At 63.3% G+C, this 11,191-nt stretch carries 7 protein-coding genes; 5 read left to right on the forward strand and 2 right to left on the reverse strand.

Features of this window, described 5'->3' with window-relative positions; genetic code table 11:
* Nucleotides 1–25 precede the first annotated feature (25 nt).
* The 4 genes from glgA (at nucleotide 26) to FJW03_RS04060 (ending at nucleotide 6,991) form a co-directional block, all read left to right on the forward strand.
* Nucleotides 26–1,471 carry a glycogen synthase GlgA gene (glgA, locus tag FJW03_RS04045; RefSeq protein ID WP_140761315.1) on the forward strand — a complete coding sequence of 482 codons (1,446 nt, stop codon included), beginning with the start codon at nucleotides 26–28 and terminating at the stop codon, nucleotides 1,469–1,471.
* Between the two features lie 3 nt (nucleotides 1,472–1,474).
* Nucleotides 1,475–3,103, forward strand: a complete 1,629-nt coding sequence (locus FJW03_RS04050; protein ID WP_140761312.1) for an alpha-D-glucose phosphate-specific phosphoglucomutase — start codon at nucleotides 1,475–1,477, stop codon at nucleotides 3,101–3,103.
* Nucleotides 3,104–3,356: 253 nt separating this feature from the next.
* On the forward strand, nucleotides 3,357–5,357 hold the full coding sequence (glgX, locus tag FJW03_RS04055) for a glycogen debranching protein GlgX (protein WP_140761309.1): 2,001 nt from the start codon (nucleotides 3,357–3,359) through the stop codon (nucleotides 5,355–5,357).
* On the forward strand, nucleotides 5,357–6,991 hold the full coding sequence (locus tag FJW03_RS04060; RefSeq protein ID WP_140761306.1) for an alpha-glucosidase family protein: 1,635 nt from the start codon (nucleotides 5,357–5,359) through the stop codon (nucleotides 6,989–6,991). Before glgX ends, FJW03_RS04060 begins: the two co-directional genes overlap by 1 nt.
* Nucleotides 6,992–7,036: 45 nt before the next feature.
* On the opposite strand, the gene FJW03_RS04065 is transcribed toward FJW03_RS04060, so the two are convergent.
* Both FJW03_RS04065 and FJW03_RS04070 read right to left on the reverse strand, forming a co-directional pair.
* The gene (locus tag FJW03_RS04065) at nucleotides 7,037–8,794 is read right to left on the reverse strand and encodes a TadG family pilus assembly protein (RefSeq protein WP_140761303.1); all 1,758 of its coding nucleotides are present in this window, start codon (nucleotides 8,792–8,794) and stop codon (nucleotides 7,037–7,039) included.
* Nucleotides 8,795–9,241 (reverse strand): TadE/TadG family type IV pilus assembly protein, encoded by a 447-nt coding sequence (locus FJW03_RS04070; RefSeq protein ID WP_140761509.1) that lies wholly within the window; start codon nucleotides 9,239–9,241, stop codon nucleotides 8,795–8,797. It lies immediately after the preceding gene.
* 285 nt (nucleotides 9,242–9,526) lie between these two features.
* Between FJW03_RS04070 and FJW03_RS04075 the strand changes: the two genes are divergently transcribed.
* Nucleotides 9,527–11,119, forward strand: a complete 1,593-nt coding sequence (locus FJW03_RS04075; protein WP_140610020.1) for a peptide ABC transporter substrate-binding protein — start codon at nucleotides 9,527–9,529, stop codon at nucleotides 11,117–11,119.
* The last annotated feature ends 72 nt before the right edge of the window (nucleotides 11,120–11,191 follow it).

The raw sequence follows: 11,191 nt of genomic DNA on the forward strand, positions 1-11,191 counted from the left end.
GAGTTGGACAGGATCGGAAAGACGCATGCAGGTTCTGTCGGTCACGCCCGAGATATTTCCGCTGATCAAGACCGGCGGGCTTGCCGACGTGACCGGCGCGCTGCCCATCGCGCTGGCGGCCAAGGGCGTGACCATGCGCACGCTCATTCCAGGCTTTCCTGCGGTGATGGAAGCCTTCAAGAAACGTAAGGCCGTTTACCAGTATCCGCTGCTGCAGGGCGGCAAGGCTTCGGTCCATGCCGTCCAACTCGCTGGGCTCGATCTTTTCGTGCTCGACGCGCCGCACCTGTTCGACCGTCCCGGCGGTCCTTACGGCAACGCCTCGGGTGCGGACTGGCCGGACAATTGGCGGCGCTTCGCGGCGCTGAGCCAGGCCGGCGCCGATATCGCTGGCGGCGCCATCTCCGGCTACCTGCCCGACATCGTCCATGCCCATGACTGGCAGTCGGCGATGACGCTTGCCTATATGCGCTACGGCAAGGCGGTCGGCACGCCGTCGATGATGACCGTGCACAATCTCGCCTTCCAGGGGCAGTTCGGCGCCGGCATTTTCGGGGAACTTGGCCTGCCGGCAGCGGCGATGGCGCTTGACGGCGTCGAATATTATGGCGGCGTCGGCTTCCTCAAGGCCGGCCTGCAGGCCGCTTGGGCGATCACCACGGTGAGCCCGACCTATGCGCAGGAGATCCGCTCGCCGGAGTTCGGCATGGGCCTTGATGGCCTGATCAACATGCGCTCCAGCGATCTCTACGGCATCGTCAACGGCATCGACACCGCGATCTGGAACCCGGAAACCGACAAGCATCTGGTATCGGATTATACGGCTGGAACGCTCGAGGCGCGGGCGCCCAACAGGGCGGCCGTCGAGGAGCGGTTTGGCCTTGATCGCGATGACAGCCCGATCGTCTGCGTCGTCAGCCGCCTGACCTGGCAGAAGGGCATGGACATATTGGCGACGGTGGTCGACGGCATCGTCGCGACCGGCGCGCGGTTGGCCGTACTGGGCTCCGGCGATGCCGGCCTTGAAGGTGCGCTGCTCGCCGCCGCGGCGCGCCACCGCGGCCGCATCGGCGTGGTCGTCGGCTATGACGAGGGGCTGTCGCACATCATGCAGGGCGGCTGCGATGCCATCATCATTCCATCACGCTTCGAGCCCTGCGGACTAACGCAGCTCTACGGTCTGCGCTATGGCTGTGTGCCCGTGGTCGCCCGCACCGGCGGCCTCGCCGACACCATCATCGATGCCAATGAGGCAGCGATGGCGGCCGGCGTGGCGACCGGGTTCCAGTTTGCTCCCAACAATGGCGGCGCTATGCTGCACGCCATCCGCCGCCTGGCGGACGCCCACGCCAATCCCGCGGCGTTCGAAACCATCCAGCGCCAGGGCATGAAGAGCGATGTCTCGTGGGATCGAAGCGCGGAAAAATACGTTGAACTCTATCGCCTTCTGCTTTCGAAAAGGGTTGCTTGAAGCATGATACGGACCGTCCCCACCAAACCCTATTCCGACCAGAAACCCGGCACGTCGGGCCTGCGCAAGAAGGTGCCTGTCTTCCAGCAGGAGCACTATGCCGAGAACTTCATCCAGTCGATCTTCGACGCGCTCGACGGCTTCAAGGGCAAGACCCTGGTGATCGGCGGCGATGGCCGCTACTACAACCGCGAGGTCATCCAGAAGGCCATCGCCATGGCCGCCGCCAACGGCTTCGGCAAGGTGATGGTCGGGCAGGGCGGCATATTGTCGACGCCGGCCGCCTCGCATGTCATCCGCAAATACAAGACCTTCGGCGGCATCATCCTGTCGGCCAGCCACAATCCTGGCGGCCCGCATGAGGATTTCGGCATCAAGTACAATGCCGGCAACGGCGGCCCGGCGCCGGAAAAGCTGACCGACGCCATCTTCGAAAAGACCAAGGCGATATCGAGCTTCAAGATATCCGACATCGAGTTGATCGATATCGACACGATCGGCACGGTCACGGCCGCCGGTATGACGGTCGAGATCATCGATCCCGTCGCCGACTATGCCGAGTTGATGGAAAGCCTCTTCGACTTCGACGCGCTGCGCAAACTGTTCAAGTCGGGCTTTCGCATGCGCTTCGACGCCATGCATGCGGTGACCGGCCCCTATGCCAAGGAGATCCTCGAACACAGGCTCGGCGCGCCCAACGGCACCTGCCGCAACTTCAAGCCGCTTCCGGCTTTCGGAGGCCACCACCCGGACCCGAACCTCGTCCATGCCAAGCATCTCTATGATGAGATGATGGGACCGGACGCGCCCGATTTCGGCGCCGCTTCCGATGGCGACGGCGACCGTAACCTGATCATCGGTAAGGGCATTTTCGTCACCCCGTCCGATTCGGTGGCGATGCTGGCCGCCAACGCCCGCCTGGCGCCGGGCTATAAGGACGGGCTGAAGGGCATCGCCCGTTCGATGCCGACCAGTGGCGCGGCCGATCGCGTCGCCCACAAGCTCGGCATCGGCATCTATGAGACGCCGACCGGTTGGAAGTTCTTTGGCAATCTGCTCGATGCCGGCATGGCGACGATCTGCGGCGAGGAGAGTGCCGGGACCGGCTCCAACCATGTCCGTGAAAAGGACGGCCTATGGGCGGTGCTTCTGTGGCTCAACATCCTTGCCGCGCGCGGCGAGGGCTGCAAGCAGATCGTCACCGAGCACTGGGCGACCTATGGGCGCAACTACTATTCGCGCCACGATTATGAGGAGGTCGAGAGCGACCGGGCCAACGCGCTGGTCGACGAACTGCGCGCCAAGCTCGCTTCGCTGCCCGGCACCAGCGTGCGTGGCCTGAAGATCGCCAATGCCGACGACTTCGCCTATCACGACCCGGTCGATGGCTCGACCAGCGAGCACCAGGGCATCAGGGTGCTGTTCGAAGGCGGCTCCCGCGTCGTGTTCCGGCTTTCCGGAACCGGTACCTCGGGCGCGACGATCCGGGTTTATATCGAGCGCTACGAGCCGGACAGGGCCAGGCACGATCTCGACACGCAGGAAGCGCTCGCCGACCTCATCGCCGCGGCCGACGACATCGCCGGGATCAAGAGCCACACCGGCCGCAACAAGCCGAGCGTGATTACTTGAGGGTGGCGGCGCGCGCTCATAGCTCTCGCAAGGCGCCAGGTGAGACAATGACGGGCGTAGGGCGCTATACCCCCCTCTGGCCTGCCGGCCATCTCCCCCTCAAGGGGGGAGATTGGCAGGTTCAGCGTCTCGTTCCTCATGCTGCGTTTGCCGTCGCTGAAATCAGTACGGCAGTGCGATCTCCCCCCTTGAGGGGGAGATGCCCGGCAGGGCAGAGGGGGGTGTCTCGCGCTAACCTGAGCTATATTTTCCAGTGACCCAACTTGGCGCCAGCGTCACCCGCGACGGCATCCGCTTCGCCGCATGGTCTTCATCGGCCCGCCGCCTCTGGGTTTCGATCTTTGACGACCGGGGAAACCGTGAACTCGACCGGCTGGAACTGAAGCCGGAAGACGAGGGGTTCCATGCGCTCTTTGTCTCTGGCGTTGCCGCGGGCACGCGCTACGGCTTCCGTGCCGATGGCGACTATGCGCCAGAGCGGGGGCTTTGGTTCGACCCTGACAAGCTGCTGACCGATCCCTACGCTCTCGAAATCGACCGGCCTTATGCCTATCACTGGCGGCTTGCCGCGCGGCGCAATGAGGGCGCCGACACCGCGCCGCTGATGCCCAAGACCGTGGCGAAGGCCTTGCCCACGGCTATGCCCATCCTGCCGCCGCTGTTTCGTCCGGGTGGCCTGATCTACGAAGTGCCGGTGCGCGCCTTCACCAAGCTGCACCCTGAGGTGCCGGAGGCGCAGCGCGGCACCGTCGCGGCGCTCGCCCACCCGGCTGTCATCGAACATCTGCAAAGGCTTGGCGTCTCAGCTGTCGAACTGATGCCGGTGACGGCGTCGATCGATGAGCGGCATCTGCCGCCGCTGGGCCTCAACAACGCCTGGGGCTACAACCCCGTGACCTTCATGGCGCTCGACCCGCGCCTAGCGCCCGGCGGCCTGGCGGAATTGCGCGGGACCGTCGCGGCGCTGCGTCAGGCCGGCATCGGCACCATTCTCGATCTTGTCTTCAACCATACGGGTGAAAGCGACCGGCTGGGTCCGACGCTGTCGCTGCGCGGGCTCGACAATCAGGCCTATTACCGGCACCAGCCGGATGGCAGGCTGGTCAACGACACCGGCACCGGCAACACGGTTGCGTGCGACCGTCCGGTCGTGCGGCAGATGGTGCTCGACACGCTTCGCCATTTTGTCCGCCACGCCGGCGTCGATGGTTTTCGCTTCGACCTGGCGCCGGTGCTGGGGCGCGTCGACGGCGCGTTCGATCCCGCATCGCCGTTGCTCGGGGCGATCGCCGGAGATCCCGTCCTGGCCGATCGCGTGCTGGTCGCCGAACCCTGGGACATCGGTCCCGACGGCTACCAGCTCGGCAATTTTCCGGCGCGCTATCTGGAATGGAACGATCGCTATCGCGACGATGTCAGGCGCTTCTGGCGTGGCGATGCCGGCGCGGTTGGACCGCTGGCGACGCGGCTTGCCGGCTCGTCCGATATTTTTGGCAGGACCGGCCAGCCAACCGGCCGCGCGGTCAATTTCATCGCCGCCCATGACGGCATGACACTGGCCGACATCGTCGCCTATGAGCGCAAGCACAACGCAGCCAATGGCGAGCAGAACCGCGACGGCCACAACGACAACCTGTCCTGGAACAATGGCGCCGAAGGCGAGACCGACAATACGGCGATCACCAGGGCGCGCTTCGACGATCAGTGCGCGCTGCTTGCCACGCTTTTTGCCTCGCGCGGCACCATCATGCTCACCGCCGGCGACGAATTCGGCCGCACCCAGAAGGGCAACAACAACGCCTACGCGCAGGACAACGCCATCACCTGGCTCGACTGGGCAGGCCGCGACCAGGCGCTGGAGCAATACACCTCGGCGCTCGCAGCGCTGCGCCGAACTGTCCCGGCGTTGTCGGACACGCATTTCCTGACAGGAGAGCCGGCCGGTGCTCCAGGCGTTCCCGACGTCGCCTGGCTGACCGAAACCGGCGTGGCGCTTGCCGAGGCGGATTGGAGCGATCCCGCCCGGCATCGCCTCGTCATGCTGCTGGGCGATCCTGAGGGCGGCCGCTTTGCCGTCATGATCAACGGCGATCGTCGCCAATGCGTCTTCACCTTGCCTGCGCGCGACGGGTTCCAATGGCTGCCGGCGATGGAAACGCAGACGATCGACCTCGCGCGGCCGCTGCCGGGCCGCGGTGTCGGTTTCATGATTGAGCGTCGGAACGTAATGGGCCGCGCCGGGAAGGGTTCGTGATGGCCGACAACAATGCCGGGCAGGGGGCCGAATGGTGGCGGGGCTGCGTCATCTATCAGGTTTATCCGCGCTCCTTCCAGGACACGACCGGTGACGGCAGCGGCGATCTCAGGGGCATCACGGCGAGGCTTGCCCATATCGCCTCGCTCGGTGTCGATGCCGTCTGGCTATCACCCTTCTTCAAGTCGCCGATGGCCGACATGGGCTATGACGTATCGGACTATCGCGACGTCGATCCGATGTTCGGCACGCTGGAGGATTTTGACGGGTTGGTCGCCGAAGCGCACCGTCTGGGCCTGAAGATCATCATCGATCAGGTGCTGTCGCACTCATCCGACAGGCACGAATGGTTTGTCGAAAGCCGAGCCAGCCGCGACAATCCCAAGGCAGACTGGTACGTCTGGGCCGATACGAAACCCGATGGCAACGCGCCCAACAACTGGCTGTCCGTCTTCGGCGGGCCGGCCTGGGAGTGGGATTCGACCCGCCGGCAATATTACATGCACAATTTCCTCGCCTCGCAGCCCGACCTGAATTTCCACAATCCGGATGTCCAGGATGCGCTTTTGGACACGGTGCGCTTCTGGCTGGAGCGTGGCGTCGACGGCTTCCGGCTGGATACGGTCAACTACTATGTCCATGACCGCTGGCTGCGCAGCAACCCGCCTCTGGCGTCGAGCGTCGCCGGCACCAATGGCGAGACCAACACCTATCTCTATCAGGAGCATCTGTTCGACAAGTCGCAGCCGGAAAACCTTGCCTTCCTCAGGCGCTTCAGGGCGCTGCTCGACGAGTATCAGGGCCGCGCCGCTGTCGGTGAAATCGGCGATGAAGGACGCTCGCTGCAGACGCTCGCCGCCTACACATCCGGCGGCGACAAGCTGCAGATGTGCTACACTTTCGACCTGCTCGGTCCGCAGTTTTCGGCCGCGCATGTGCGCGGCTGTGTCGAGGCTTTTGAAAGCGCGGTTGCCGATGGCTGGGTCTGCTGGGCGTTCTCCAATCATGATGTGGTGCGCCATGTGAGCCGCTGGACACGGCCGGGCGGCGATCCCGACATGGTGGCCAGGTTCTCGATCCTGTTGCTGTGCAGCCTGCGCGGTTCGATCTGCCTCTACCAGGGAGAGGAACTCGGGCTCGATGAGGCGGAGCTTGCCTATGAGGATCTGCGCGATCCCGTTGGCATCCGCTTCTGGCCCGGTGTCAAGGGCAGGGATGGTTGTCGCACGCCGATGGTCTGGGAGGCTGGCGCCGACAATGCTGGTTTCTCCACTGGCAAGCCCTGGTTGCCGGTGCCGGCAAGCCATCGTGCCCGTGCGGTCGATGTGCAGAACCGCGAGGAGCAATCGGTGCTGTCCGCCTACCGGTCAGCGCTCGCTTTGCGCAAACGGCATCCGGCGCTGGTCGGCGGTTCGATCCGTTTTCTTGACGCAGAGGGCGACGTGCTCGCCTTCATCCGCGAAGGCGGCGAGGAGAGATTGCTCTGTGTCTTCAATTTCGCCGGGGAGCCGGCGAATTGGCCGGTGCCGTCGGATATCGGAACTGTTACGGCTGTCTTGGGCGGCGCCACAAACGTTGAGCACAACGCGCTCGCGCTGCCGGCGCTCGGCTGTTTCCTCGGTCGGCTTGACTGATCGCGGTTCGACCGTCTTTCAAGCGACCCGCTTGGCCGAAAAGCTCTACTGAACGAGCACCGCCCGCCCGCAGGTCGCTCCGGTGACGCGCACGTCGGCCTGGCCGACACCGACACCCAGTGCCGAAAGCACATTGTAAAGCAAGTCGTCGACGGGCGCTGTCACGGTGTTAAGCAAAGCCGCCACCGCCGGCTTGACCGTTCCGAGCAGGGCGGTCGCATCGATCCCGAGACCAAGCAGATTGGCCGAAAGCGACAGGTTGTTGACCAGTGACGTGGTGAGCGACTGCGAGATGTTGCGCGTCGAAACAGTCCTGACTGTCTTGTTGGCGATGTCGGTCGCGTTGAAGGTCAGGGTTTGCGGGCTGTTGTTGGTGATCGCGGTCGCGGCCGACCCCATCACCTGGATCGGCGGTATCAACAGCAGCTTCACATCGGCGATGTCCGCATCCGTGAAGGTCTGCGGATGGCTGAAGTCGGCAAAACCAGAGGGGTTGTTGCTGTTGGCCAGGTTCAACTGGGCAATGCCAGGGTGTGCGGCGATGGAGACGTTGATGCTGGAAGGCCCTGTCGGACAGGTGATATCGGTCAGCTTGGCTTCGGCATAGGCGACTTCCACATTGAGCGGCAGATTGACGGCGACCAGGTTGATGCCGCCGGCGAGGCCGGGCGTGCCGATACCGACGGAGGCCGTGAGTTTGATGCGCGTCTGGGCGGTCCGCACGATAGTGCCGATGCCGCCGACCGCGAGCCAGGGCGAGGATTGCGCCGGCTCTCCAATGGCAATGCTGAGCTTGGTGGAGAGCAGCCCCGGTATGGTGGCGCCGAGATCGACCGCGGCCTGGTTGGTGCCGTTCGCGAGTACGGCCGCGGCGGTCAGCATTCCCATGGCGCTTGCGTCGATCCCAAGGCCGGACGGCTGTTGCCCGAGGCCGAGGCTGCCGACGGAACCAAGGTCGACAAGGCTGCTGAGCGGGATCTTGACGGTACCGGTCGATTTGGAGGCGATGATCTGCAACGCGACCTTGGCGGTATTGCCGAGGCCAGGAACATTGGCCATGGCGGTGGCGATCTGGCCGACGGTCGCTTTCGAGGCCAGGACGTCGGAGTAGGTGCCGGCCGTGATGTTCAGTTGTGTGGCGAGCGCACTGACGAAGGAAAGCACGCTGACATCGGCCGAAATCAGCCCATTATAGTCCATGACGCTGAGCGAGATGTTGCCGCCGAGAAGTCCGCTCAAAAGAGCGTTGAGGATGCCGCCGTTGACGCTGAGCAGTCGGGATCCGACCGAGAATGTCGCCTGCGGCGTCATGCTGGCGGTGGCTTGGGTGCCGATGACCGGAGTGGGCAAAAGCGAGCTGGCGAAGTAGCGGGCGGGGATTTTCGTCAACGTGACGCGCACTGCATTATAGGGTGTCACGCCGGCCTGGAAGCGCTGGCCGACATTGGCGGTTGACGAGGCATATCGGCCTTGCGTGACCGTCACCACTGTCTTATCGACAGCCGGGGGAATGGTCTGGCCCGAAGCTTGAACGACGATACCTAGCATGCCGTTGTCGGTGAGCGTGGTGACGACCGCCGTGTTGATATTGTTGATGTTCGAGGCGGCGGTGATCGCCGCCAGGTCGACCATCGCCTGGGCTTGCCGGCGCTCGGTGTAGATTGAGGCCTCATCGATGGCCACCGCGGCCAGCGCCAGCGCGACCGGTGCGCTCAATGCCGTCATGACGGCGAAGTTCGCCTTCTTGTCGGCAAGCATACGCTGGGAAAGCCGCACCACCTTCGTGCGCCGACGCAACGGCATTCAGATACCCCCAACTCTGATCGTTGACTGGCGCGTGATCGTGGTCCCCGGCATGGCTATGCCCGGGAAAAGATTCCAGATCGGCAGGTTGCGTGCATCGTACTGGATGGACACCACGAACTGGCTCCCGTCGGCGGTGCTGTCATTGGCCTGGTAGGTCAGCTTGCTGGCATCGACGAAGGGATAGCCGCCGGCGTTGTTTGTCAGGAAGCTGGCCACGAGCGTCTGCCGCTCGGTCTGGTTCAACCCGGCGATGGCCGTCCGGGCGGCGTCTGCCGCGATCTGCTGGATTGAGTTGGCGGCCCCAAAATAGATGCCATATGCAACCATCCCGAGCAGGAGAAGGATGAAGAGCGGTGATAGCACAGCGAACTCGACTGCCGAGGTCTCCGAAGCATCTGTTCGGAACTCGCGCCATCTGACCTTGGAAACAAGCTTCTCAACCATGGTGCCGAGCATGCCAAATTTCGCATGCAGAAAGCGAAAACTCAGGGTACAACCGGCGGCTGCGCACGATTGAAAAAGCCATTTCTAATTTAGCGGTTGCTTCTGTGATTGCGGGGATTGACTTAGGGTCAATCAGTACTCGGTTGAAAAGAGCTTACCTCCTGTCTAGTCTCCTGCCACCAGCTGCCGGAGGGAACCGGCGGCACGCTCAAAGGAGCCAGGCATCGGTCCGGGGCGTCAACACACGAAAAGGCGCGCGACGGCAGCGCCGATAGGGAGAACTTCATGCTGAAAAACATGCTGAAGGCGACAGTTTTCGCCACGACCATGGCAGTGACCGCCGGCACGTTCTACACGCCGGCATTCGCCGAAATTGTCTACAACCGAGGCACCGCTGCCGAATCCGAATCCGTCGACCCGCACAAGACCTCGACGGTCTACGAAGCCAATGTCTTGCGCGACCTGTTCCAGGGCCTCGTCATGCAGGATGAGAAGGCCAATGTCATCCCAGGCGCCGCCGAGAGCTGGACGGTATCGGATGACGGCACCGTCTACACCTTCAAGCTGCGCAAGGACGGCATGTGGTCGGATGGCAGCCCGGTGACGGCCGAGGACTTCGTCTATGCCTTCCGCAGGCTGGAGGATCCGGCCACCGGCGCCGAATATGCTTCCATGCTCTATCCCATCAAGAATGCCGAGGAGGTCAACACCAAGAAGGGCAAGCCTGAGGATATGGGCGCCAAGGCGATTGACGCAAATACGCTGGAAGTGACGCTGAAGGCGCCGACGCCCTACTTCCTGGAGATGCTGACCCACCAGGCGACCTATCCGGTCAGCAAGGCCTCCATCGAAAAGCTCGGCGCCGACTGGATCAAGCCGGGCAAGCTGGTGTCGAACGGCGCCTACACGCTGGCGGAATGGGTCCCTAACGACCACATGAAGCTGGTCAAGAATCCGAAATTCTGGGATGCGGGCAGCGTCAAGATCGACGTCGTCAACTACATTCCGACCGAAGACCGTTCTTCGGCGATGAAGCGCTTCGAGGCTGGCGAACTCGACAGCTACGACGATCTGCCGACCGAACAGCTCGCCGACCTGAAAACCAAGTTCGGCGACCAGATCCATGTCGGGCCGTATCTCGGCACCTACTATTATGCGATCAAGACCGACAAGGCGCCGTGGAACAACCCCGAGCTGCGCAACGCCATCTCGATGGCGATCGACCGTGACTTCATCGCCGAAAAGGTCTGGCAGAATTCGATGCTGCCCGGCTATTCGATGGTGCCTCCCGGCATTGAGGGCTACACGCCGGCAATGGCCAAATATGCCGACATGCCGCAGATCGATCGTGAGGACGCGGCCAAGAAAATCCTCGAGAAGCTCGGCTATACGCCCGAACATCCGCTGAAGATGGAGATCCGCTACAACACCTCGGAGAACCACAAGAACACTGCCGTTGCCATTCAGGAGCAGTTGAAGCCCCTCGGCGTCGACGTCACCTTGCTCAACACCGACACCAAGACCCACTATTCCTTCCTGGAGCAGAAGGGCGACTATGACGTGGCGCGCGCCGCCTGGATCGCCGACTACAAGGATCCGGAAACCTTCCTCGGCATTTCGCGCAAGGCGAGCGGCAACAACTATTCGAGCTACAACAGCCCGCAATACGAGGCTGCCATGGACAAGGCAGCCGCTGCCGGCGGCAAGCCTGAAGAGCGCATGAAGGATCTCGCTGAAGCCGAGCGCATCCTGGTCGACGACGTCGGCCAGATTCCGCTGCTCTACTATAGCTACCACGACATCGTTTCCACGAAGCTGCACGGCTTTGTCGACAATGTGATGGACGTTCACCCGTCCCGCTTCATCAGCAAGGACTGACCTCCCAGGCCAAACCCGCCGCGCCCTTGAGTGGCGCGGCGGTGCTGGTTTGCCATCGCATCGGCCCGGGAA

This window comes from Mesorhizobium sp. B4-1-4 (assembly GCF_006439395.2).
Lineage (GTDB): Bacteria > Pseudomonadota > Alphaproteobacteria > Rhizobiales > Rhizobiaceae > Mesorhizobium.

Bases quoted from the DNA above. Each gene is read 5' to 3' on its own strand.
- FJW03_RS04065 (WP_140761303.1), bottom strand. From the start codon at position 8,794: ATGCCGTTGCGTCGGCGCACGAAGGTGGTGCGGCTTTCCCAGCGTATG.
- FJW03_RS04060 (WP_140761306.1), top strand. From the start codon at position 5,357: ATGGCCGACAACAATGCCGGGCAGGGGGCCGAATGGTGGCGGGGCTGC.
- FJW03_RS04075 (WP_140610020.1), top strand. From the start codon at position 9,527: ATGCTGAAAAACATGCTGAAGGCGACAGTTTTCGCCACGACCATGGCA.
- FJW03_RS04050 (WP_140761312.1), top strand. From the start codon at position 1,475: ATGATACGGACCGTCCCCACCAAACCCTATTCCGACCAGAAACCCGGC.
- glgA (WP_140761315.1), top strand. From the start codon at position 26: ATGCAGGTTCTGTCGGTCACGCCCGAGATATTTCCGCTGATCAAGACC.
- FJW03_RS04070 (WP_140761509.1), bottom strand. From the start codon at position 9,241: ATGGTTGAGAAGCTTGTTTCCAAGGTCAGATGGCGCGAGTTCCGAACA.